Raw genomic sequence first — 22,858 nt, 5'->3', positions numbered from 1 at the left:
GCACGACTGGGGTGGTGTGCCTATGCCGGATCAGGGACAGCACGACCGGGGACAGGACCCGGAGCAGGAGGAGAGCGACGCCGATCGCCGACGGCGCCGCGCCCAGTTCCTACGGGATCTGGCGGAGGCGCGAGAGCTGCGCGACCGGGTCCAGCCACGCCGCGCGAGGGCGGCCCGGATGCGTCAGCAGATGCGTATGCGGACGTTCCGCTGGTGACGCCGCGCGGACACAGGGGGCGGAAGACCTCCTCTGAGGCGATGGTTTCTGCCACGATTCCGATTGGGCGGGACTAGAAGTGGACACCCCGCCTCCCGAGTCCGCCGGGGGGAAGTCCAACCGGCACACCTGAGACCAGTGGGAGAGTCACGGTGTACTTCGCCGCACTGCTCGCGCGCACCGAAGACGGGTGGGAAGCGAGCGATACAGAGCTCGACGACGTGGAGGCCATGTCGGATATCACCGACCTGGCCCGTGAAGCCTCGGCCGGCGCCGAGGACGACACGGTGCTCGTCTTCATCGAACAGGAGGACGCCTGGTTCGGCGTCATCCGTGTGGACGGCGAGGAGGACCCTCGTATCTACGTCTCCGACGCGGCCGCGGCCGCCCGGAGTTCGTACGGCGAGATCCTGCTCACCGACGAACTGCTCGGCAAGGATCCCGACCAGGACGAGCTGGACGCCCTGGATCTCGACGGGACCGAGGACGGCGAGCCCGACCGGTCCGACGAGGACGGGGACGAGGACGACGACGCGGGGGCCTCGGCCGAGGCCGTGCCCGCGGGCCCGATCGGGGACACCCGGATCCTCGCGGACCTCGGAGTCTCCGAGAAGGAGCTGCTCGCCCTCGACACCACCGACGCACTCGGCGAGATCGCCGAGGCCCTGGGAGCCTCGGAGGTCCTCGAAACGGTTCGATAGGCCCCCGTCAGCCAAGAGCCCGCCGGCCCCGGTGGGCTAGATTCCGCCCGTGAGCACCGCAGACCAGGCACCGGACCCCGTACGCGACCCCTGGCGGCAGGCCATGCGCCTCGCCGTCGGGGAGGCGACGCTCGCCGCCGAGGGCGGTGACGTACCCGTCGGGGCCGTCGTGCTCGGCCCGGACGGGACGACCGTGCTCGCCTCGGGGCACAACGAACGCGAGGCGACCGGCGACCCGACCGCGCACGCGGAGGTGCTTGCCATCCGGCGGGCGGCAGCCGTGCTCGGCGAATGGCGGCTCACGGGCTGCACGCTCGTCGTGACCCTGGAGCCGTGCACGATGTGCGCGGGCGCCCTCGTCCAGTCCCGGGTCGACCGGGTCGTCTACGGGGCCCGCGACGACAAGGCCGGAGCGGCCGGCTCCCTGTGGGACGTGATCCGCGACCGGCGCCTCAACCACCGTCCCGAGGTGATCGAGGGCGTGCTCGCGGACGAGTGCGCGCGACAGCTCACGTCCTTCTTCCGCGACCGCTAGACCCCGGACCGCCAGAACCGGACCGCCAGAACCGGACCGCCAGAACCCCGTCCCGGCGCCTTACGGCCGACCCTCCCGGATACGGATTTCAGACCATGGCCCCCCATGGGCTAGAGTTCATCTCGGTAGCGTGTCCGAGCGGCCGAAGGAGCTCGCCTCGAAAGCGAGTGTGGCGCAAGTCACCGAGGGTTCAAATCCCTCCGCTACCGCTGACAACGCCCCTCTTCCCCGGGTGACCGGGAAAGAGGGGCGTTCTGCATGTCCGGCCGCGCGCGGGGCGATTGGCCCCGAACATCCCCGAAAACGGGATAACCAGCTGAACGGACAGGCGGGTTAGACTCACGCCCGGCAAAACACAGGGGTCACACGGGACACGGGCACGGGGAGGCCAGAACGTGGTGCAGACGAAAAAGATAGGTCTCTTCGTCGTCGTGGTCTTCGTGCTCTACGTGATCATCACCGACCCGCACCGGGCCGCCCAGTACGTCCAGATAGGCTTCGAGGGCGTCTCGGCCGCCGCCCAGGGCATCGGTGACTTCATGACCTGGATCGCCAACGGCGGAAGCTGAGCGCCCCTGTAAACGTCTGCAAGGAGTGCCCGTGATCCGCCACCTGGTCCTCTTCAAGCTCAACGAGGGCGTCGAGCGCGACGAGCCTCGCGTCGTCGAGGGCGTCAAAGCCTTCCGCGCCCTCGGTGAGCAGATCCCGGAGCTGACGTTCTGGGAGTGCGACTGGAACATCACCGACCGCCCCATCGCGTACGACTTCGCCATCAACTCGGCGGTCGAGGACACCGACGCGCTCAAGCGGTACCTCGAGCACCCGGCGCACCAGGCGGGCGTCGCGCAGTGGCGCGAGTTCGCCACGTGGGTGATCGCGGACTACGAGTTCTGAGCCGAACGCACGACTCGGCGGCCCTTCACCGGATCGGTGAAGGGCCTTTTTGCTTCCCACACTCCAAGCTATATGCGCAAGTTGTCCGTCAACACGTGGTTATACGGTGCTTGCACACAGTGCACATGTCTTGTGATGCTATGACCGCTTTTGAAGGATGAGTTGACGGACGAGTTTACGGAGACTGAGGTGGCGTTGACCGTGCCGGCCAGTACTGCCCCTCAAGCACCGGCCGTGAAGAGCCGGGGCGCCGACACCCGAGCGCTCACGCAGGTGCTCTTCCAGCAGCTGAAGGATCTGCTGCCGGGCACCCCCGAACACTCCAGGGTCCGCAGCGCCCTCATCGAGGCCAACCTCCCGCTCGTCCGGTACGCGGCAGCCCGCTTCCGCAGCCGCAACGAGCCCATGGAGGACGTCGTCCAGGTCGGCACGATCGGGCTCATCAACGCGATCGACCGCTTCGACCCCGAGCGGGGCGTGCAGTTCCCGACCTTCGCGATGCCGACCGTCGTCGGCGAGATCAAGCGCTACTTCCGCGACAACGTCCGCACCGTGCACGTCCCGCGCCGGCTCCACGAGTTGTGGGTACAGGTGACCGGCGCGACCGAGGACCTCACCACCGCCTTCGGGCGCACCCCCACGACCGCGGAGATCGCCGAGCGTCTGCGCATCGGCGAGGACGAGGTCCTGGCGTGCATCGAGGCGGGGCGCTCGTACCACGCGACGTCACTGGAGGCGGCCCAGGAGGGCGACGGGATGCCGGGGCTCCTCGACCGGCTCGGTTACGAGGATCCGGAACTTGACGGAGTCGAGCACCGCGATCTCGTACGGCATCTGCTCGTCCAGCTTCCCGAGCGTGAGCAGCGGATTCTCCTGCTGCGCTATTACAGCAATCTGACACAGTCACAAATCAGCGCGGAATTGGGCGTTTCGCAGATGCACGTTTCAAGACTGCTGGCCAGAAGCTTCGCAAGGCTGAGATCCGCAAACAGGATCGAAGCGTAACCGGAACGGGTGGAGTGCCTTCTGCGGCACTTCCCCGCCGAAATACGTAAGTTCCGCGCCACACCCCCCTTTTCCTGCGCCGATTCACCCCATCCATGTCGACATGTCACTACAGCGCGTTGCCGACATGTGACATTCTGCGGGAACCGCGTTTGCCGGAGCCCCGCCTCCGGTATTCAGGTGGAGGCTGCGTTCCTTCCTGACGGGAGCGCCCGCCGACCGTCCGCGACCTCAAGGGGGTGGCATGTCCGCAGACCAGGGCAGCTCGAAGGTGCTCACGCTCACCAAGAGCGAACCCGCGCCCGCCGTGCTTCACAGCCCGCCTGCATCCGGGGCTTCCGAAGCCATCGACACCCGCACGCTGTCCCGCTCCCTCTTCCTGCGGCTCGCCTCGCTCGACGAGAACAGCCCGGAGCGTGCCTACGTCCGGGACACCCTCATCGAGCTGAACCTCCCGCTCGTCCGGTACGCGGCAGCCCGCTTCCGCAGCCGGAACGAACCGATGGAGGACATCGTCCAGGTCGGCACGATCGGCCTGATCAAGGCGATCGACCGGTTCGACTGCGAACGCGGCGTGGAATTCCCGACGTTCGCGATGCCGACCGTCGTCGGCGAGATCAAGCGCTTCTTCCGTGACACGTCCTGGTCGGTGCGCGTGCCGCGCCGGCTCCAGGAGCTGCGGCTCGCGCTGACCAAGGCGAGCGACGAGCTGGCACAGAAGCTGGACCGGTCGCCGACCGTGCCCGAGCTGGCCGCGGTGCTCGGCGTCTCCGAGGACGACGTGGTCGACGGCCTCGCGGTGGGGAACGCGTACACCGCGTCCTCCCTCGACTCCCCGGCGCCCGAGGACGACGGCGGCGAGGGCTCGCTCGCGGACCGCCTCGGCTACGAGGACACGGCCCTGGAGGGCGTGGAGTACCGCGAGTCGCTCAAGCCGCTGCTCGCCAAGCTCCCGCCGCGCGAGCGCCGGATCATCATGCTCCGCTTCTTCGCGAACATGACGCAGTCGCAGATCGGCGAGGAGGTCGGCATCTCCCAGATGCACGTCTCGCGCCTGCTCACGCGGACGCTGACGCAGCTCAGGGAAGGCCTGACCGCCGACTGACCCACCCGGCGCGGCGCCGACGTCGTTGACGGGGTTCCTAATTGACGGACCGTCAGACACACTGGCGCGATGCGACGAGCATCGATACGCGGCCGCCGGGGCGCCCTCGCGGGTGCCACGGCGGCCGTTGTCTGCCTGGGCGGTCTCCTTGCGGCGTGCGGGAGTTCCGGCGGTGACGGCGACGGCTATGTGGCGGTCGGCGCGGCCGGTCCCACCCCCGACAGAGCGCCGGACAGCACGGTGCCGCCGACGGGTGACGTGAAGCTGGTGCCGCTGGAGGACGCGGCTTCGGGGTCCCCTGCGGGGAGCGACGCCAAGTCGCCGGGCGGCGGCGGGAGTTCGAGTGCGCCGTCGGGTGACGCGAGCGGCGGTTCGGGCACGAGCCCCGGTGGCGGCGGTGGCACGGACGGCGGGTCCGGCTCCGGGTCCGGCGGCGCTCAGGCCGGTACGGGCGACGGCTCGGGTGGCGGCTCCGGTGTGAGCGTGACGCCGGCGCCCGACGGACCCGGCGCACCGGCCGGCAGCGGCAGCAGTGGTGGCAGTAACGGGAGCGGCTCGGCCGGAGGCACTGGTTCCGGAGGCGGCGACACCGCCACCCCCTCCGCCCCCCACACCGACGCCCCCGCCGCCCTCGAGGCCGTCGGCGACCCCGTGCGCAAGGCCGCGGACCAGCGCTGGTGCGAGGACGTGACCCTGACGCTGCGCAACACCGGCGGCAGCGCGGTGCGCTCCGGCAAGGTGACGTTCGGGACGCACATCATCGGCGCCCTCGGCATCGACTGGGCCACGATCCGGTCCACCCAGGACCTCCCCGTACCGATCGACGCGGGGAAGACGGAGAAGAAGACCTGGACCGTGTGCGTCGACGCCTGGCGGGTGCCGCTCGGGATGCACGTGGAGACGCTGGACGTCTCCGTCGACTGGAAGTGAGCGGCACCCCCTAGGGGTGACCGGAAGTGAGCACCCCTAGGGGTGACCGGAAGTGAGCACCCCTAGGGGTGGACGGCTACTTCAGCGCCAGCCAGGCCACGCCCGCGACGATCACTACGGCGAGCACGATGCCGAGGATCAGTCCGGCGCCGGGTCCCGACTTCGCCGGGGCGGCCGGCTGCCGCGACTGCGTGGCCGGGTCGTCGACGAAGGCGCGGAACATCTGGGTGCTCCCCGCGGGGTCGTAGTTGCCTTCGGGGGCCGGGCCCTGGGGGTTGTGTGCCATGGGGAAGGACCCTAGCGAATCCGGGCTGACGGCGCCATAGCCATGGTGAGCTGCGACTTTACGGTTGCAACCCTTTGCCTTTGCCAAACTTTTAGCCTCCCTTGCCGCAATTTCGTTTGCCTGCGGCAACCAACTGTCCGTATGGTTGCCCTAAGCAACGAACGTAGGAGGTGCCGTGGCGGAGCAGAGTCAGTACGCAGAGCTCGCACGACAGCTGAGTGCCTTCGGTGCCGTGAAGCGAGACCTCCAGCGGTCCCTGCCCCACGACTGTCCGGCCGGTTCGGCCGCGGTTCTCATGCTCCTCGGCCGGTACGGCGAGATGCGGATGAGCCGCCTGGCGGAACTGCTCGCCGTCGACATGTCCGTGACCAGCAGGCATGTGGCGCACGTCGCCGACCGCGGCTGGATCGACCGGTCCCCCGACCCCGCGGACAAGCGCTCCCGCATCCTGACCCTCACGGACGAGGGAATGCGGCAGAACGAACTGCTCGCGGAGCGGTCGGCCGAACTGCTCGCCTACCGGCTGAGCAACTGGACCGACGACGAGATCGGACAGCTGATCTCGATGATGAGCCGGCTCCGCGACAGCTTCGGCGACTGCCGCTACTCACCGCGTCACGCCCAGGTACTCGCGGATGCAACCGAAGAGACCACCCGTACACCCGCTTAAGCAAAGGATTCCCATGGCAACAACCACACCGGCTGGTGTGCGGGGCAGCCATGCCAAGCACGGAGGCGCAGCCCCCGACGGCAGCAGTGCTCCGATGACGCACCGACAGATCATGGAGGCGCTGTCCGGGCTGCTGCTCGGCATGTTCGCCGCCATCATCTCGTCGACGGTCGTCTCGAACGCCCTCCCCAAGATCATCAGCGACCTGGGCGGCGGCCAGTCCGCCTACACCTGGGTCGTCACCGCCTCGCTGCTCGCGATGACGGCCACCACGCCCCTCTGGGGCAAGATGGCCGACCTCGTCAGCAAGAAGGCCCTTGTCCAGATAGCCCTGATCGTCTACGTTCTGGGCTCGGTCGTCGCCGGTCTCGCGCAGAACCCCGGCATGTTGATCTCCGCCCGTGTCATCCAGGGCATCGGCGCCGGCGGTCTGTCCGCCCTGGCGCAGATCATCATGGCCGCGATGATCTCCCCGCGTGAGCGTGGCCGTTACTCCGGCTACCTGGGTGCCACGTTCGCGGTCGCGACCGTCGGCGGCCCGCTCATCGGTGGCGTGATCACCGACACCAGCTGGCTCGGCTGGCGCTACTGCCTCTACGTCGGCGTGCCGTTCGCGCTGATCGCCCTGGTCGTCCTGCAGAAGACCCTGCACCTGCCCGTGGTCAAGCGGAAGGTCAAGGTCGACTGGGCCGGCGCCTTCTTCGTCACCGCCGCGGTCTGCCTGCTCCTCGTCTGGGTCACCTTCGCCGACGACAAGTACAACTGGCTGTCGTGGCAGACCTACTCGATGGTCGGTGGCGCGCTCGTGCTCGCGCTGATCTTCCTGTTCGTCGAGTCCAAGGCGAGCGAGCCGATCATCCCGCTGCGGCTGTTCCGCAACCGCACCATCTCGCTGGCCTCGGTCGCGTCGCTGTTCGTCGGTGTCGCGATGTTCTCCGGCACCGTGTTCTTCTCGCAGTACTTCCAGCTGGCGCGCGGCAAGACGCCGACGATGTCCGGCGTCATGACGATCCCGATGATCGCGGGTCTGTTCGTCTCCTCCACCCTCTCCGGCCAGATCATCACCAAGACCGGCAAGTGGAAGGCGTGGCTGGTCGCCGGCGGCGCGCTCCTGACCGCGGGCCTGGGCCTGCTCGGCACGATGCGCTACGACACCCCGTACTGGCACCTCGCGATCTTCATGGCGCTGATGGGTCTCGGCATCGGCATGATGATGCAGAACCTGGTGCTGTCCACGCAGAACCAGGTCGCCCCGCAGGACCTCGGTTCCGCGAGCTCCGTCGTGACCTTCTTCCGGTCCCTCGGTGGCGCGATCGGCGTCTCGGCGCTCGGCTCCGTGATGACCACCCGCATCGCCCACCACGCCAAGGACGGCATCAAGTCGCTGGCCCCGCAGGACCAGCTCGCGGCCGCCAAGGCCGCCGGCGGCGGCTCGATCCCGGACATGGAACTGCTGCCCACCCCCATCCGTCACTGGCTGGAGAGCGCCTACGGGCACGGCATCGCCGACATCTTCCTGTACGTCGCCCCGGTCGCCTTCCTGGCGTTCCTCGTGACGCTGTTCATCAAGGAAGTCCCGCTGCGTACGTCCGGTGCGCTGGAGCAGGCCAAGCAGGGCGACACCGCCCCCGCCGCCGCCCCGGCCGCGGACGACGAGAAGGTCCCGAGCCTGGTGGGCGCCCCCGCGCTCGCCGAGCCGGCCGCCGGCACGCAGACGCAGCGCCTGGCCGCCGTGGCCTCGGTCGCCGGGAACGTCCCGGCGGCGACCACCGGCGGTGGCACCCCGGTCCGCGGCTTCGTCCGCGGCGCCGAGAGCGCCCCGGTCCCGCAGGCCGCGGTCACGCTGATCTCCCTCGGCGGGCGCCAGCTCGGCCGTGCGGTCGCCCAGAGCGACGGCGGCTACGGCCTCGACGCCCCCGGCGCGGGCAGCTACGTCCTGATCGCCTCGGCCGACGGCTACCAGCCGCAGGCCTCCACGGTGGTCGTCGGCGAGGAGCCCGTCACGTACGACATCCTCCTCAGCGGCACCAGCGGGCTCGCCGGCCTCGTGAAGTCGGTGGACACCAAGGAGCCGGTCTCCGGCGCCATGGTCATCGTGACCGACGTCCGCGGTGACGTCCTCGCCACCGGGATCTCCGGTGAGCAGGGCGAGTTCACCTTCGCCGAGCTGGTCCCCGGTCCGGTCACCGTCGCGGTCAACGCGGCCGGTCACCGTCCGATCGCCCTCCCGGTCGAGGTCGGCGGCACCGGGGTCACCCGGATCGAGATCGCGCTGCACTCCGGCGCCCAGCTCACCGGCGTCGTCCGGGCCTCGGGCGGCACGCTGAACGACGCGCGGGTCACGCTCGTCGACGCGGCGGGCAACGTGGTCGCGACGGCCACCACCGGCGATGACGGCGCGTACGCCTTCACCGACCTGGACAGCGGCGACTACACGGTCATCGCGACCGGTTACCCGCCGGTGGCCACCGGCCTCACCGTCAACGGTGCCGGCGTCGAGGGCCACGACATCGAACTCGCCCACCCGGGCGAGTGACGACCCCGGGCAGGGGCGCGCATCGAGCGGAGACGCGCCCCCGCCCGGTTGTGGGAAAGGGACCCCGGATCCGGTGGCGGCAGTGAACGGCAGGGGACGGCCGGCCGCCACCGGTCCGGGGTTCAGCCCGTTCAGGGGGATAAACGACCAAGGAACCTCAGCGAACGACCGAGGAACCACCGCGGAGGGCGACCCCGTCCGCGAGAACGGCGCCGCTTCAGGCGCAAGGAGAATCATGGGACTGAGCGCGCGGATCCGGACCAAGGACGGATGGGCTCTGCCGCACGCCGTCGTGACGGTGACCGACATGACGGGTGGGCAGGTACTGCGGGCCGAGGCCGACGACGAGGGTGCCGTGCACGACGCGTCGACGCTGACCCCGGGCCCGTACGTGGTGATCGTGACGGCGGTGGGTTACGCGCCGACGGCCTCCACGGCGATGGTGACGGCGAGCGGCCGTGCCGACATCGGCACGGTGGTGCTGGGCCGGCAGGGCGGCGCGGAACTGCCGCCGCCGGGGCCCTGGACGATCGACCCGGTGCACTCCACGGTGGCCGCGGTCGCGCAGCACCTCGGGATCTCCAGCGTGCACGGCCGGTTCACGGAGTTCGGCGGGCGTATCGAGATCGCCCAGGACGTGGAGAAGTCGCGGGTCGAGGCCGTCATCAAGGCGTCCACCATCGACACGGGCAACGGGATGCGGGACGGGCACCTGAAGTCGCCCGACTTCCTGGACGTGGAGACGTACCCGGAGATCACCTTCCGCTCGACCGGCCTGGAGCCGGCCGGTTCGGACCGCTGGACGGTGCACGGCGAGCTGACGCTGCACGGCGTCGTACGGCCCGTGGACCTCGACCTCAGCTACCTCGGCACGGGCGCGGACCCGTGGGGCGGCACCCGGGCGGCGTTCCGGGCGACGACCGAGCTGAAGCGCGAGGACTTCGCGATGAACTACAACCAGGTCGTGCAGGCGGGCATCTCCGCGATCGGCACGACGCTGAAGGTGGAGCTCGACATCCAGGCCGTGCAGGGCGACGCGCTGCCGCAGGCCTGAGCCCGCTCCTAGGGCCTGTCGTCAAATTCCCGTCGTCCGCCCGAAGGGCGGGCCGGGCGGCGTCTGGTGCGTGCGATCGCAAGGCGCCGGAGCGTCCTAGTAGCGGAGCTACTCGGACGTTTCGGCAACGCCGCGAGCGTGCGTGCCAGGCGTCGCCCGGCAGACGGGAATTTGACGACAGGCCCTAGTGGGGTCCAGGTCGTAGGGTGCCGGGCATGGCACCCACCATCGCGACCAACACCCGTGTCTCCCTGGACGAGTTGCTCGATTTCGTCCGCCCGCGCCACCGCGCGCTCCTCCTGACCGCCCGCGCCGACGGCACCCCGCAGGCCTCCCCCCTGACCTGCGGGGTCGACGACTCCGGGCGGATCGTCGTCTCCACGTATCCCGAACGCGCCAAGACCCGTAACGCCAAGCGGAATCCGCGGGTCAGCGTGGTCGTCCTGAGTGACGACTGGAGCGGGCCCTGGGTCCAGGTCGACGGCACCGCGGAGGTCATCGACGCGCCCGACTCCGTCGAGCCGCTGGTCGAGTACTTCCGCAACATCTCGGGCGAGCACCCGGACTGGGACGAGTACCGTGCGGCGATGATCAGGCAGGGAAAGTCGATCATCCGCGTGACGCCGGAGCGGTGGGGGCCGGTGGCCACCGGGGGATTTCCGGCGCGGCTGGCATGAGCAGGTGAGTGTGCCGGGCTTACATATACGGGTCGGCCTGAGCCTTACGTCCCTGCGCCGGCCCGAGCCTCACGCCTGTGCGCCGGCCGCCGCTTCCTGCGCCACCAGTGCCTCGATGCCCGCGACGAGCACGTCGAGTGCGACGCCGAAGTCCGCCTCGCGGATCTCCTCGACCGTCTCGCCGTCGGCCCCCTCCATCAGCTCCTCCGCCTTGTGGAAGTCCTCGGCCAGCTCCGGCCGCCGCCCGAACGCGCCCATCGCCTCGCGGTAGTACTCGTCCTGGGTCATCCCGGCCGCCGCGCACCGCTGCACGAAGTTGCCCTCGATGGTGCCGAACCCGTACACGAACTGGAAGACGGCGGCGATGGCGCCGCGCTGGCCGGTGGTCGAGAGCCCGGTGTCCTTGATGACGGTCTGCACGCGGCGCGAGAAGTCCATCGAATGCGGGCCGATGTTGAGGAAGTTGCCGTGCAGCGTGGCGACCCAGGGGTGGCGCACGAGCAGCGCGCGGTACTGCGCCGCGAGCGCCCGCAGCCGGCCGCGCCAGTCGCCGGGGGACTGTGACTCGGGCAGCTCCAGGCCGCCGAAGACATGGTCGAGGGCGAGTTCGAGCAGGTCGTCCTTGGTGTCCACGTACCAGTAGACGGACATCGCGGTGACGCCGAGCTCGCCGGCGAGGCGGCGCATCGAGAACTTGGCGAGGCCGTCCGCGTCGAGCAGCTTCACCGTGACCTCGGTGATCCTGTCCCGGTCGAGCGTGCTCGGCTGGTCGCTCCTGCGGGTGCGCGGGGCCTTGCCCTCCAGCCAGACACTCATCCGCGCCGTCCCCTTCGCGCGGTCGCCTGCCTTCGCCATGGGCGCACCTTCCCAAAGTCCTCGTACCGGGCCCGGTTCCGGCAGCGGACCGGAACCAACCGGGCGGTACCGGCCCGGTTCGGCAGCGGACCGGAACCGTCCGGTCCGCCACCGCCGATGCTATGCGCAGCTACGCGGAAGCCTTCACCTCCGATACTGCCCCCTCCGCCCGCTTGAGCAACGCGGCGGCCAGCAGCCCGCCCACCAGCACCGCGACCGCGCCGACCAGCTGACTGGTCCGCAGCCCGGACGAGAACGCCTCCGCGATCCGCGCCCGCTCGGCCGCCGACCCCGCCGCGGCGAGCGCCGCCGGGAGCGAGGCCGCTGAGACCGAAACCAGCACGGCGAAACGGGAGTTGAGGACGGCGCCGAGCACGGCGACGCCGAGGCCGTTGCCGAACTCGGCGAGCGTGCCGTTCACCCCGGCGCCCACGCCAGCCTTCTCCGGCGGGATCGCGCCCATGATGGCGTTGGCCATGGCCGGCATGGCGACCGCGATGCCCGCGCCCATCACGACGAGCCCGGCCAGCATCCCCCCGTACGAGTCACCGCCGAGCAGCGCGATCGCGGCGAGGCCCGCCGCGAGGCACGTCATGCCGGCGGCGATCGTCGCGGGGGTGCCCAGCCTGGGCAGGATGCGCGCGCCGACGCCGGACAGGTTGAGCGCGACGACGGTGAGCGCGAGCGGCGCCGTGCGCAGTCCGGCCTCCAGCGGCCCGTAGCCGAGGACGAACTGGAGGTGCTGGGTGAGCAGGAAGAGCGAGCCGCCCATCCCGAACGCGACCAGGATCGCGCCCGCCACGGCCCCCGTGAACTGCTGGTTCCGGAAGAAGTGCATGTCCAGCATCGGATACGGGATGCGCAGCTCCCAGACGACGAACGCGGCAAGGACGACCACTCCGACCAGCGCCGATACGCCGACGTGGGCGGACGTCCAGCCGTGCTGCGGCCCGGAGATGATCGCGTAGACGACGCCGGTCATGCCGATGGTGGAGAGCAGCGCGCCGAGCAGGTCGGGGCGGTCGCCGAGGGGGTTCTTGGACTCGGGGACCAGGGCGATGACGGCGATCAGGCCGATCACCGCGACCGGGATGTTGACCAGGAAGATCGCGCCCCACCAGAAGTGGTCGAGCATGACGCCGCCGATGAGCGGGCCCGCGGCGAAGCCGAGGGAGTTCACGGTGGCCCACAGGCCGATCGCGCGGACGCGCTCGGCGTCGTCGAAGATCTGCACGACGACGGCGAGCGTGGTCGTCATCAGGAGCGCTCCGCCGACGCCCATGCCGGCCCGCGCCGCGATCAACTGCCCGGTGGAATCGGCCAGTCCGGCGACCAGCGAACCGGCTCCGAAGAGCACGAGCCCCGCCGCGAGCATCTTCTTGCGCCCGTACCGGTCGGCGGCGCTGCCCGCGGTGAGCAGCAGACCCGACTGGACCAGCGAGTACGCGTTGATCATCCACTGGATGTCGGAGGTCGAGGCGTCCAGCTCCCGGGTGAGGGAGGGGATCGCCACGTTCAGGACGGTGTTGTCGAGCAGCACGGTGAGCTGGGCGAGGCAGATGACGCCGAGGATCAGCCAGCGCTGCGGATGGCCGCCGCCGGTGGCGGCCGGAGAACTCTCGGCGGTCGTCGCCGTCATAGGAGCCCCTCCTTGTACGGGTCGGATCTTGCGGGGATCGGTTCTCGTACGGGTCGGATCCTGCGGGGATCGGTCCTCGTACGGGTCGGATCTTGCGGAGATCGGATCCTGTACGGTGTATGGGAATGATTGATGTACACCGTACAGTGACCGTCGCACGGCCACCAAGCCGTTTTCCGGCGCTAGCGTGCCGCCAGAGAACCTGACGACCCGTACGAGTGAGGGGCCGCATGTCGACCTACGCGAAACACCGCCGTACACCGCTCGTTCCGCACGCACTCGCCGCCGCCGCGCTGCTGGGAGCGCTCGCCGCAGCGCCGCCCGCCAGGGCCGCCGACGCGGACGCTCCGCCCGTGCCGCTGCGCGTGGCCACGTACAACGTCCATGCCGGCGCCGGCATGGACAACGTCTTCGACCTCGACCGGCAGGCGGCCGCGCTGCGCGCGCTCGACGCCGACGTGATCGGCCTCCAGGAGGTCGACGTCCACTGGGGCGCGCGCAGCCAGAACCTGGACGTGGCCGAGGAGCTGGGGCGCCGCCTCAAGATGCGCGTCTCGTTCGCGCCGATATACAGCCTCGACCCGGTGGAGCCGTCAGGGCCGCGCCGCGAGTACGGGGTCGCGGTCCTGTCCCGGTATCCGGTCCGGGGCGCCGTCAACCACGACATCACCCGCCTCTCCACACAGGACCCGAACCCGGTCCCGGCGCCCGCGCCCGGATTCGGGGAGGTCGAACTGAGCGTGCGCGGGGTGCCCGTCCAGGTGTTCGTGACGCACCTCGACTACCGGGGCGACCCGTCCGTGCGGGCCGCGCAGGTCGCCGACACACGCCGGATCATGGCCGGGGAGCGTACGTCGCCGGCGGACCGGCAGATCCTGCTCGGCGACTTCAACGCGGAGCCCGGCGCGCCCGAACTCGCCCCGCTCTGGAAGGAACTGACCCCGGCCGACCCGGGCGCGTACACGTTCCCGGCGGCGAATCCGGTCAAGCGGATCGACTACATCGCGGTGGGTGAGGGGGTACGGGTGCGCGACGCGGCGGTGGCCGAGACGCTTGCCTCGGACCACCGCCCGGTTGTCGCTGATTTGGCGCTCACGCGCGCGGGGGATTAGCGCCTCAGGCCGTGGGGCGCGTGAGGTCGTAGAAGGTGGCAGTGCCCACCGTGACCTTCGTGTAGTTCTTCTCGACCCAGGCCTGGATCGAGGCGGCGGTGCCAGCACCGCTACGGCCACCCCTGCCGCCGCCCGTTCCGCCCCTGCCGCCGCCCATCCGGTCCCTGCCGCCGGCGATGAAGTAGTGGATCCGCCCGTCCTCGACGTACCGCTTGAACTGGGCGAGCGTCGGGGACGGGTCGCTGCCGTTGAATCCGCCGATCGCCATGACGGGCTTGCCGGTCGAGAGCTGGTAGCCGGCCGCGTTCTGGGCGCCGACGGTTGCCGCGGCCCAGGTGTAGTGGTCGGCGTTCGCCGCTACGAGGGCCTTGGCCTTGGCGCTCACGCGGGCGCCGTCGAGGAGGCCGGACATGCCGCCGCCCATGGTGTGGCGGGAGTTGCGGAGGCCGTTCGGGGTGCGGTTGTTCAGGGTGCGGCCCTTCAGGGTGTTCGGCGGGGCCTGCACCCCGGGCGGCCGCATCCCTCCGGCACGGAAGCCTCCGCCGAAGCCGCCCCTCATGCTCGCCCCGGCCGGCCCCGCCGTCACGATGGATCCGTTGTGGCCGGTACCGAGCGTGCTGACGGTGTACGCGGCCGGCCCGGCGAGCGCCGCCGCGAGCCCCAACCCGGCTGCCCCGAGCGTCAATTGACGGTTGACCCGCCCCGCGAGGGCGACGCCGAGCCCCGCCACGACACCCCCGACGAGAATCGCCCACCGCAGCCACGGCACGTAGTCCGGGGTGCGGCCAAGCAGTACGTACGACCACACCGCCGTCACCGCCACCGTCAGGCCGAGCGTGGCGGACGCCGCGAACCTGGCCCGTTCCTGCCACAGCACGCTCACGCCCATGCCGACGAGCGCGGCGGCGTACGGGGCGAGGGCCACCGTGTAGTACTGGTGGAAGATCCCGGCCATGAAGCTGAAGACGGCCATGCTCATGATCAGGGAGCCGCCCCACGCGAGGAACGCGGCGCGTGCCGTGTCCGTCCGGCCGGCCCGCCAGGTGATGACGACACCGGCGACGAGCAGCAGGAGCGCGGCCGGCAGAAGCCACGAGACCTGGCTGCCGACCTCGGCGCCGAACATCCGGCCGAGCCCGGTCGAGCCCCAGTGCCCGGCACCCCCACGCGTTCCCCCGCCGCCCACGGACCCCGTCTCGTCGCCGCTGATACGGCCGAGCCCGTTGTAGCCAAAGGTGAGTTCGAGGAACGAGTTCGTCTGGGAGCCGCCGATGTACGGGCGCGAGGACTTGGGCCACAGCTCCACGACCGCCACCCACCAGCCGCCCGCCACGACCGTCACCGCCCCGGACAGCAGCAGCTGCCCGATCCGCCTGAGCGGCCTGCCCGGCGCGAACACCCCGTACACGACGGCCAGGGCCGGCAGGATCAGGAACGCCTGGAGCGTCTTCGTGAGGAACGCGAGACCGATGGCGACGCCCGCCCACACCAGCCACTTCGTGCGGCCGTGCTCCATGGCGCGCAGGACGCAGTACACCGTGACGGTCATGAGCAGGGCGAGGAGCGCGTCCGGGTTGTTGAAGCGGAACATCAGGGCGGCGACGGGCGTGAGCGCGAAGACCACGACGCTCAGCAGCCCGGCCCCGGCGCTGAACCGGCGGCGCACCGCCGCGTACAGGACGCCCGCCGTCGCCACGCCCATCAGGACCTGCGGCACGAGGATCGCCCACGAGCTGAGGCCGAAGATCCGTACGGAGAGCGCCATCGGCCACAGGGAGGCCGGGGGCTTGTCGACGGTGATGGCGCCCGCCGAGTCGAGCGAGCCGAAGAACATCGCCTTCCAGCTCTGACTCCCGGCCTGCACGGCCGCCGAGTAGAAGGAGTTGGCGTAACCGGAAGCGCTCAGGTTCCACAGGTACGCGAGGCCGACGGCGAGCAGCAGACCGAGGAGCGCGGGGCGCGCCCAGCGGGGGTCGTCGTCACGGCCACGGAGGATGCGGTCGCGTCCGCGGAGGATGCGGTCACGGCCGCGGAGCCTGGCGTCACGGTCACGGATCACGTCGTCGCGGCCGCCGAGGGTGTCGTCACGGCCGGGGAGGATGCGGAAGGTCATCGTTCGGTCTCCAGATCACGCGGAGCGGCCTGCTCCGGGAACACCCACGCCCGGAAGAGCAGGAAGCGCAGCACAGTCGCCGCGAGGTTGGCGGCGATGAGCACCGCGAGTTCCGTCGAGTGGGCCGCGTGCGGGGTGGCCTCGGCGAGCGCGGCGAGAGAACCGCTGGTCAGGGCGAGCCCGATGGCGAACACGACAAGGCCCTGCGCCTGATGGCGGACGGCCCGCTCGCGGCCCCGGACCCCGAAGGTGAGGCGCCGGTTGGCGGCGGTGTTGGCGACCGCCGAGACGAGGAGCGCCAGCGCGTTGGCGACCTGGGCTCCCGTGACCGTACGGAATCCGGAGTAGAGCAGCAGATAGACGAGCGTCGACAGGGCTCCGACGACGCAGAAACCGACCAGCTGGCGCGCGAGGCCTCCGGGCACTCCGGGGACCTGGCGGTCGCGCGGGTCGTCGCCGAAGGGGCGGGCGAGCCGGTCCAGGGGGAGCGCGCCGACCGCGAGCGCCCGGCCCACGCGCCACACGCCCTTGAGGTCGTCGGTCGCGGTCCGCACGATGTGCACGGTCGAGTCCGGGTCGTCGACCCAGTCGACCGGCACCTCGTGGATACGCAGCCCGGCCCGCTCGGCGAGCACGAGCAGCTCCGTGTCGAAGAACCAGTCGCTGTCCTCGACCAGCGGCAGCAGCACCCGCGCCACATCGCGCCGGATCGCCTTGAACCCGCACTGGGCGTCGGAGAACCGGGTCTGGAGGGAGCCGCGCAGGATCAGGTTGTAGGCACGCGAGATCAGCTCGCGCTTCGGCCCCCGCACGACCCGTGAACTGCGCGCGAGCCGCGAGCCGATCGCCAGGTCCGAGTGGCCCGAGATCAGCGGGGCGACCAGCGGCAGCAGCGCGTTGAGGCCGGTGGACAGGTCGACGTCCATATAGGCGAGGACGGGCGCGTCGGACGCGGACCAGACGGTACGCAGGGCGCGCCCGCGGCCCTTGAGCTCCAGGCGCACGTGCCGCACGGCGGGGAACTCGGCGGCCAGGTCGGCGGCGACGTCGGGGGTCGAGTCCGTGGAGGCGTTGTCCGCGATCGTGATGCGGAAGCGGTAGGGGAAGGTGCCGACGAGGTGCTGGTGCAACCTGCGCACGCACGGCCCGAGGTCCTTCTCCTCGTTGAAGACCGGGATCACCACGTCCAGGACCGGCGCGTCACCCGCGCCGGCCGGGAGGTGCGCCCGTGCGGGCAGCACCCCCAGGGAGGGCCGGGTTCCCGGAGAAGACCCGGTGCCCGGTGAAGAGTCGGTTCGCATGAAACCGACATTCACCAACTGCGCTGTCAGGCCTGTGTGGTGACACTGTGGCCGGGCTGTGAGTGTGTCGCCGACCGGGTGACCGTCCCCGGCTGGGGGAGAGTCGTGGGCTGAGGGAGCGTCGCCGACCGGGTGAGCGTCGCCGAATGGGCGAGCGTCCCCGGCTGGGGGAGCGTCGTGGGCCGGGGGATCACGGGCAGCCGCACCGTGAACACCGACCTGCCCGGCGCACTCTCGACGCCGACCTCCCCGCCGTGGGCCTCCACGACCGCCTGCACGATCGCGAGGCCGAGCCCCGTCGAACCGTGCGCCCGCGAACGGGACGTGTCCCCGCGCGCGAACCGCTCGAACACATGCGGCAGCAGCTCGGGCGGAACCCCGGGCCCGTCGTCCTCGACGTCGACACAGACCCATCCCGCCGCCTTGTCCCGTCGCACGCGCGCGGTCACGGTCGTGCCGGGCGGCGTATGCGTACGGGCGTTCGCCAGGAGGTTCACGAGCACCTGATGCAGGCGCGGCCCGTCGGCGCGCACGAGAGCGGGCTCGTCGGGCAGTTCGAGCCGCCACGTATGCCCCTGCCCGGCCGCCCGCGCGTCCCCGACCGCGTCCACGACGAGCGGCGAGAGGTCGATGTCCTCGCAGGTCAGAGGCCGTCCCGCGTCGAGCCGGGCGAGCAGCAGCAGATCCTCGACGAGCCCGGTCATCCGCTGCGCCTCGGACTCGATACGCCCGAGCGCGTGCCGCGTGTCGGGCCCGGTCTCCTCGCGGCCCCGGCGGGTGAGTTCGGCGTAACCACGGATCGAGGCGAGGGGCGTACGCAGTTCATGGCTGGCGTCCGCGACGAACTGGCGGACGCGCGTCTCGCTCCGCTGGCGCGCTTCGAGCGCTCCGTTCACATGGTCGAGCATCCGGTTGAGGGCGGCGCCGACCTGGCCGACCTCGGTACGCGGATCGGCTTCCGTGTCGGGCACCCGTTCGTTCAGGGCGACTTCGCCGCAGTGCAGGGGGAGTTCGGACACCCGGGTCGCGGTGGCGGCGACGCGTCGCAGGGGCCGCAGCGCTACGCCGACCATGGCCGCGCCGGCGAGCGACGCGGCGACGAGCCCTGCGGCGGTGACGCTGACCTCGACCACGACGAGGGTGTCGAGAGTGTCCGCGACCTCCGCCTCCGGCAGGCCGACCAGCGTGTTCCCGCCGGGCCTCGCGACGACCCGGTACGCGCCGATGCCGGGCAGGCTCACGCTGTGCGGCTCCCCGTCACGCGCCACGCCCTCCAGCGCGGTGATCTGGTCGCCGGTCAGCGCGACGACCGGGGCGTCCCGGCCCACGACGCTGCGGGCGGCCTCGGTCACGCCACCGTCGGGCCCGACGAGGGCGCCGATGGTTCCCGGGCGGCCAGGTCCCGCGAGAAATCCCAGGTCATGGGCGTGCCGGTCCGATCCGGGCCCGCCGGTCGACAGCACGGCGACCCCGCGCACCTGCCGGTCGAGCTGGTCGTACAGATAGCTGCGCAGCGCGATGGTGGTGACGGTGCCGATGACGGCGCACACGACGGCGATCAGGGCGACGGCGGTGACGACGAGCCGCTTGCGGAGGGTGCGCGGCTGGCGCGGCCTTCTCGTACGGAGGCCACCGAGCGGGGCGCGCGGCCGCCGCAGACGCGTCATGTCGCCACGGGAACAGCCGACTTGATCAGATAGCCGGCGCCACGACGCGTATGGATCATCGGCTCACGCCCCGCGTCGATCTTCCGCCGCAGATACGAGATGTACAGCTCCACGACATTGGCCTGACCGCCGAAGTCGTAACTCCAGACCCGGTCCAGGATCTGCGCCTTGCTCAGCACCCGGCGCGGATTACGCATCAGGAAACGCAGCAGCTCGAACTCGGTGGCCGTCAGATGGATGCCGTCCCCGCCGCGCGAGACCTCGTGGCTGTCCTCGTCGAGCATCAGGTCGCCGACGACGAGCACGGACTCGCTGCGCCGGTCGGCGGCGCCCGCGCGGCGGATGAGTCCGCGCAGCCGGGCGACGACCTCTTCGAGGCTGAACGGCTTGGTCACATAGTCGTCGCCGCCGGCCGTGAGTCCGGCGATCCGGTCCTCGACCGCGTCCTTCGCGGTCAGGAACAGCACGGGTACGTCCTGCAGGTCCCGGCGCAGCCGCCCGAGCACGGACAGTCCGTCCATGTCGGGCAGCATCATGTCGAGCACGATCGCGTCGGGCCGGAACTCGCGCGCGATCCGCACCGCGCTCGTACCGTCCCCGGCGCTGCGGATCTGCCAGCCCTCGTAACGCAGGGCCATCGAGAGCAGCTCGGTGATCGACTGCTCGTCGTCCACGACGAGCACCCGCACAGGGCCCCCGTCCGGCCTCAGCAGTTCGGTACGCCCCTGGGGCGAGGTCGTGGTCATGCTCCACACCCTGGCCGCCCGCTCTGAGAACCGGCTTGCGGGTTTCTGTGAATTCCCTGAGAAACGCCTCAGCCCCTTCAGCCCAGCCCGAACAACCGTGCCCCGTTCCCATGGCACACCGCCCGCAGCCACTCACTCCCGAGCCCCAGCCGCTCCAGCGCCTCCAACTGATGGACGTAGGCATACGGGATGTTCGGGAAGTCGGTGCCGAGGAGAACACGGTCACCGAGGTCCGCGAGCCGCCCCAGCTCCGCACGCGGGAACGGCGAGACCCGCTCGGTGAAGTCGGTGAACGCCATCGTCGTGTCGAGCCGCACCTCCCCGTACCGCTCGGCCAGGTCTAGGAAGTCCGCGTACTCGGGCATCCCCATGTGCGCCACGATCACCGGCAGCCGCGGATGCCGCGCGAGGAGCCGCGCGACGGGCTCGGGACCGGTGTGCTTGCCGGGCGCGGGCTCGGACCCGCAGTGCATGACCACGGGGACACCGGCCTCGGCGAGCAGCCCCCACACGGGTTCGAGCAGCTCGTCGTTCGGGTCGTACGCCCCCACCTGCACATGCGCCTTGAAGACCCGCGCGCCCGTCTCGACCGCCTCGCGCACGTACCGGTCCACGCCGGGCTCCGGGAAGAACGTCGCCGTGTGCAGACACCCGGGCGTCCGGCGCGCGAAGTCGGCGGCCCACCCGTTGAGCCATTCGGCCATGCCCGCCTTGTGCGGATAGAGCAGCGACGTGAAGGCCCGCACCCCGAACTCCCGCAGCCGCGCGAGCCGTTGCTCCTCTTCCTCCCGGTACGCGATCGGCCACGCCCGCCCGATCAGCGGCCCCGCGGCATCGAAGTACTCCCACACCTTCCGCAGCACCCGCTCGGGCATGAAGTGCGTATGCACGTCCACGAACCCGTCGATCCCGTGCCGCTCCCGGAACTGCGCCGGCTCGTCCCCCATCTAGAACAGCCCTCCCTGCATCGCCGGCATCTCCTTCACCGGTACGGACGTGACGGCCCCCTCCGGAGCCCGCTCGAGCCGCCAGCCTTCGAGCAGCCGGCAGTCGACGACGATCCCACGGCCACCTGCCTCCAGAAGATGAAGATCAGGCCCCGCGGCAGCGACCAGAGTCCCCGCGACGACACCCCCTTCCACCAGCTCACTCACCACCGAGAACCCGCCGCCCCCGCCCCGGATCCCGTCGGCGATCCCGAACACCTCGGCGTGATCGACGACCTCGCACGGCAGCCGCTCCAACGACTCGGGCCACAAGTCGAGCGCGACGGCAGTCGCATGGGCCCGCGCCAACTCCCCGGCCCGCTCCCCGGCCGACGGCAACTCCGCCCGAACGGCCCGCTTCCGCGCGTACGGAATCCGGTCAGGAACCCCGAGCGCGCTCCGCAACAGCTCCTCCGCACGCCGAGCCGCCATCAACGGCCCCCGCCCCAACCACGTGAACGCGACGGCCCCTTGTTCCAGCAACCGAGCCGACCCCCGCCCGACCCCGGTGATCCCCACCTTCACCATCCCGTCCCCGAACCAGGCGAGATACACGTGATACGGCCGCGGATCACCGGCCACGGTGTCGGCGGCAACGGAATGAGCCCGGTCGACCGCGGCACACTCACCGCACTGAGCCCGCGTCCCCCGCCCGCCCAGCACAGCCCCCGTCGGACAGGCCGTATGCCGCCCACCCCGCCAGACCCCGAGACACCGCCGCGCGCCGAGAGCCCGGAAAGCGAGCACGTCCCCGAACCCGAGCGGACTCTCCCGCTCCCCCTTCCCCTCCCCGAACCACCCCAACGAAGGCCCACCCCGCCACCGCACCCCGGTACACCACCACGCCATACCCCGACGCTACGCCCGCTGCGCCGCGTGCGGATCGACGACCTCCGCCTCGCTCTTGCTCGCGCAGGGAGTGGACGCGCGCCCGATCACGGAGACGCTCAGGCACAGGACGATCACGATGACGCTCGACACCTACGCGCACGTGTTGGATACGACGCCACGGGCACCGGCCGAGCTCATGGAGCGCGCGCTGGGAGATCAGAACGCGGAGACTGCCTGAACGGCGACGGCTACGAGGCAGACAACCCCGAGCGCGCCGGCAATCACCCTCAGGACACCAGGAGTGAACCGCGGGTCGATGCCGCCGCCCGGGGAGCGTGCGGCCATCAGGTCGTAGAACCTCAGCGCGATGTTCCGGTAGTCCAGCGCGATCACGATCCCGCCCACACCCACGAGGGAGCCACCACACGAGCTGAAGCGGGTGATCCACAGGTCCTCCCCCCGAAGGCCACGACCGGAGTCTGACGGGGACGTTGATGCCACCCACTGATGTCAAAGGCCCCGCCGGGCGAACCGGCGGGGCCTTTGATCTGTGTGCACTCGGCAGGATTCGAACCTGCAACCTTCTGATCCGTAGTCAGATGCTCTATCCGTTAAGCTACGAGTGCTTGTTCTGTTGTTGTCTCGTTCCCGGCCCTTGCGGCCCGTTCCCGGCGACAGGAAGAACATTACATGACTGCCGCCGTCATGTGAAATCCGATTGCCAAACCCGTTGTGACCTGGGCAAACACCCCTCTGAAGCCCCCTGGAACGCCGGTGCGGATCCCCCGGGACGGGAGGCGGATCCCCGGAAGAGGAGGGCGAATCTCCGGAACACGAGGGGCGGGTCCCCCGAACACCGATCACCCGGAACGCGGATCCCTCGAACGCCGGCAACACCGAACCCCGGAGACACCAAACCCGGGAAACGCCGAACCCCGGAGACACCAAACCCGGGAAACACCGAAGCCCCGGTCCATGAGGACCGGGGCTTCGGATCT

24 protein-coding genes and 2 tRNA genes are annotated in these 22,858 nt (G+C 70.7%); 14 read left to right on the top strand and 12 right to left on the bottom strand.

Annotation, left to right across the window (positions count from 1 at the left end):
- Positions 1 to 22: 22 nt before the first annotated feature.
- From ABZ893_RS22325 to ABZ893_RS22285, 9 genes are all read left to right on the top strand, one after another.
- Positions 23 to 217 (top strand): hypothetical protein, encoded by a 195-nt coding sequence (locus tag ABZ893_RS22325; protein WP_361406473.1) that lies wholly within the window; start codon positions 23 to 25, stop codon positions 215 to 217.
- Between the two features lie 152 nt (positions 218 to 369).
- The gene (locus ABZ893_RS22320; RefSeq protein ID WP_361406471.1) at positions 370 to 918 is read left to right on the top strand and encodes a hypothetical protein; all 549 of its coding nucleotides are present in this window, start codon (positions 370 to 372) and stop codon (positions 916 to 918) included.
- Positions 919 to 1,021: 103 nt separating this feature from the next.
- A complete protein-coding gene (gene tadA / locus ABZ893_RS22315; protein ID WP_361406699.1) occupies positions 1,022 to 1,453 on the top strand; it encodes a tRNA adenosine(34) deaminase TadA in 432 nt (143 codons plus the stop codon).
- A gap of 124 nt (positions 1,454 to 1,577) precedes the next feature.
- A tRNA-Ser gene (locus ABZ893_RS22310) sits at positions 1,578 to 1,662 on the top strand.
- A 186-nt stretch (positions 1,663 to 1,848) separates the two neighbouring features.
- The gene (locus tag ABZ893_RS22305) at positions 1,849 to 2,022 is read left to right on the top strand and encodes a hypothetical protein (protein WP_361406468.1); all 174 of its coding nucleotides are present in this window, start codon (positions 1,849 to 1,851) and stop codon (positions 2,020 to 2,022) included.
- Positions 2,023 to 2,053: 31 nt separating this feature from the next.
- Positions 2,054 to 2,347, top strand: a complete 294-nt coding sequence (locus tag ABZ893_RS22300) for a Dabb family protein (RefSeq protein WP_361406465.1) — start codon at positions 2,054 to 2,056, stop codon at positions 2,345 to 2,347.
- A 189-nt stretch (positions 2,348 to 2,536) separates the two neighbouring features.
- Entirely contained in the window at positions 2,537 to 3,352 is an 816-nt protein-coding gene (locus tag ABZ893_RS22295) for an RNA polymerase sigma factor SigF (protein WP_361406463.1), read from the top strand.
- Positions 3,353 to 3,596: 244 nt separating this feature from the next.
- The gene (locus ABZ893_RS22290) at positions 3,597 to 4,457 is read left to right on the top strand and encodes an RNA polymerase sigma factor SigF (protein WP_361406460.1); all 861 of its coding nucleotides are present in this window, start codon (positions 3,597 to 3,599) and stop codon (positions 4,455 to 4,457) included.
- Between the two features lie 69 nt (positions 4,458 to 4,526).
- The gene (locus ABZ893_RS22285; RefSeq protein ID WP_361406458.1) at positions 4,527 to 5,387 is read left to right on the top strand and encodes a hypothetical protein; all 861 of its coding nucleotides are present in this window, start codon (positions 4,527 to 4,529) and stop codon (positions 5,385 to 5,387) included.
- Between the two features lie 76 nt (positions 5,388 to 5,463).
- On the opposite strand, the gene ABZ893_RS22280 is transcribed toward ABZ893_RS22285, so the two are convergent.
- Positions 5,464 to 5,673, bottom strand: coding sequence for a hypothetical protein (locus ABZ893_RS22280; RefSeq protein WP_361406455.1), 210 nt, complete (start codon positions 5,671 to 5,673; stop codon positions 5,464 to 5,466).
- Between the two features lie 175 nt (positions 5,674 to 5,848).
- Here ABZ893_RS22280 and ABZ893_RS22275 point away from each other — a divergent pair, with 175 nt between their 5' ends.
- The 4 genes from ABZ893_RS22275 (at position 5,849) to ABZ893_RS22260 (ending at position 10,610) form a co-directional block, all read left to right on the top strand.
- Positions 5,849 to 6,343, top strand: coding sequence for a MarR family transcriptional regulator (locus ABZ893_RS22275; RefSeq protein WP_361406452.1), 495 nt, complete (start codon positions 5,849 to 5,851; stop codon positions 6,341 to 6,343).
- Between the two features lie 13 nt (positions 6,344 to 6,356).
- Positions 6,357 to 8,879 carry an MFS transporter gene (locus ABZ893_RS22270; RefSeq protein WP_361406449.1) on the top strand — a complete coding sequence of 841 codons (2,523 nt, stop codon included), beginning with the start codon at positions 6,357 to 6,359 and terminating at the stop codon, positions 8,877 to 8,879.
- Between the two features lie 235 nt (positions 8,880 to 9,114).
- Positions 9,115 to 9,933: a YceI family protein gene (locus tag ABZ893_RS22265; protein WP_361406446.1), complete on the top strand. Its 819-nt coding sequence runs from the start codon at positions 9,115 to 9,117 to the stop codon at positions 9,931 to 9,933.
- 215 nt (positions 9,934 to 10,148) lie between these two features.
- Entirely contained in the window at positions 10,149 to 10,610 is a 462-nt protein-coding gene (locus tag ABZ893_RS22260; RefSeq protein WP_361406443.1) for a PPOX class F420-dependent oxidoreductase, read from the top strand.
- Positions 10,611 to 10,679: 69 nt separating this feature from the next.
- Here the strand turns inward: ABZ893_RS22260 and ABZ893_RS22255 are convergent, their stop codons facing one another.
- Positions 10,680 to 11,465, bottom strand: coding sequence for a TetR/AcrR family transcriptional regulator (locus ABZ893_RS22255; protein WP_361406440.1), 786 nt, complete (start codon positions 11,463 to 11,465; stop codon positions 10,680 to 10,682).
- A 130-nt stretch (positions 11,466 to 11,595) separates the two neighbouring features.
- A complete protein-coding gene (locus ABZ893_RS22250; protein ID WP_361406437.1) occupies positions 11,596 to 13,104 on the bottom strand; it encodes an MFS transporter in 1,509 nt (502 codons plus the stop codon).
- A gap of 230 nt (positions 13,105 to 13,334) precedes the next feature.
- Here ABZ893_RS22250 and ABZ893_RS22245 point away from each other — a divergent pair, with 230 nt between their 5' ends.
- On the top strand, positions 13,335 to 14,216 hold the full coding sequence (locus ABZ893_RS22245) for an endonuclease/exonuclease/phosphatase family protein (protein ID WP_361406434.1): 882 nt from the start codon (positions 13,335 to 13,337) through the stop codon (positions 14,214 to 14,216).
- A gap of 4 nt (positions 14,217 to 14,220) precedes the next feature.
- On the opposite strand, the gene ABZ893_RS22240 is transcribed toward ABZ893_RS22245, so the two are convergent.
- The 9 genes from ABZ893_RS22240 to ABZ893_RS22200 all read right to left on the bottom strand — a co-directional run bounded on the left by ABZ893_RS22240 (position 14,221) and on the right by ABZ893_RS22200 (position 22,486).
- Positions 14,221 to 16,329: a glycosyltransferase family 39 protein gene (locus tag ABZ893_RS22240; RefSeq protein ID WP_361406431.1), complete on the bottom strand. Its 2,109-nt coding sequence runs from the start codon at positions 16,327 to 16,329 to the stop codon at positions 14,221 to 14,223.
- On the bottom strand, positions 16,326 to 17,630 hold the full coding sequence (locus ABZ893_RS22235; protein ID WP_361406428.1) for a bifunctional glycosyltransferase family 2/GtrA family protein: 1,305 nt from the start codon (positions 17,628 to 17,630) through the stop codon (positions 16,326 to 16,328). The genes ABZ893_RS22240 and ABZ893_RS22235 overlap by 4 nt, the downstream gene beginning before the upstream one ends.
- 26 nt (positions 17,631 to 17,656) lie before the next feature.
- Positions 17,657 to 19,297: a HAMP domain-containing sensor histidine kinase gene (locus ABZ893_RS22230; RefSeq protein ID WP_361406425.1), complete on the bottom strand. Its 1,641-nt coding sequence runs from the start codon at positions 19,295 to 19,297 to the stop codon at positions 17,657 to 17,659.
- Complete coding sequence (locus ABZ893_RS22225; RefSeq protein ID WP_361406422.1) at positions 19,294 to 20,043, bottom strand: response regulator transcription factor; 750 nt, start codon at positions 20,041 to 20,043, stop codon at positions 19,294 to 19,296. Before ABZ893_RS22225 ends, ABZ893_RS22230 begins: the two co-directional genes overlap by 4 nt.
- A 77-nt stretch (positions 20,044 to 20,120) precedes the next feature.
- Positions 20,121 to 20,990 carry an amidohydrolase family protein gene (locus tag ABZ893_RS22220; protein WP_361406419.1) on the bottom strand — a complete coding sequence of 290 codons (870 nt, stop codon included), beginning with the start codon at positions 20,988 to 20,990 and terminating at the stop codon, positions 20,121 to 20,123.
- Positions 20,991 to 21,878, bottom strand: a complete 888-nt coding sequence (locus ABZ893_RS22215; protein ID WP_361406416.1) for a DUF2797 domain-containing protein — start codon at positions 21,876 to 21,878, stop codon at positions 20,991 to 20,993.
- Between the two features lie 9 nt (positions 21,879 to 21,887).
- Positions 21,888 to 22,010 (bottom strand): hypothetical protein, encoded by a 123-nt coding sequence (locus ABZ893_RS22210; RefSeq protein ID WP_361406413.1) that lies wholly within the window; start codon positions 22,008 to 22,010, stop codon positions 21,888 to 21,890.
- Between the two features lie 66 nt (positions 22,011 to 22,076).
- Positions 22,077 to 22,253, bottom strand: a complete 177-nt coding sequence (locus tag ABZ893_RS22205) for a hypothetical protein (protein ID WP_361406410.1) — start codon at positions 22,251 to 22,253, stop codon at positions 22,077 to 22,079.
- 160 nt (positions 22,254 to 22,413) lie between these two features.
- Positions 22,414 to 22,486, bottom strand: a tRNA-Arg gene (locus tag ABZ893_RS22200).
- Between the last annotated feature and the right edge of the window lie 372 nt (positions 22,487 to 22,858).

Origin of the sequence: Streptomyces sp. NPDC046821 (assembly GCF_040645335.1) — a bacterium.
Classification (GTDB): domain Bacteria; phylum Actinomycetota; class Actinomycetes; order Streptomycetales; family Streptomycetaceae; genus Streptomyces.
The sequence above is the reverse complement of the archived record's forward strand: the minus strand, read 5'-3'. Positions and strand labels throughout refer to the sequence as shown.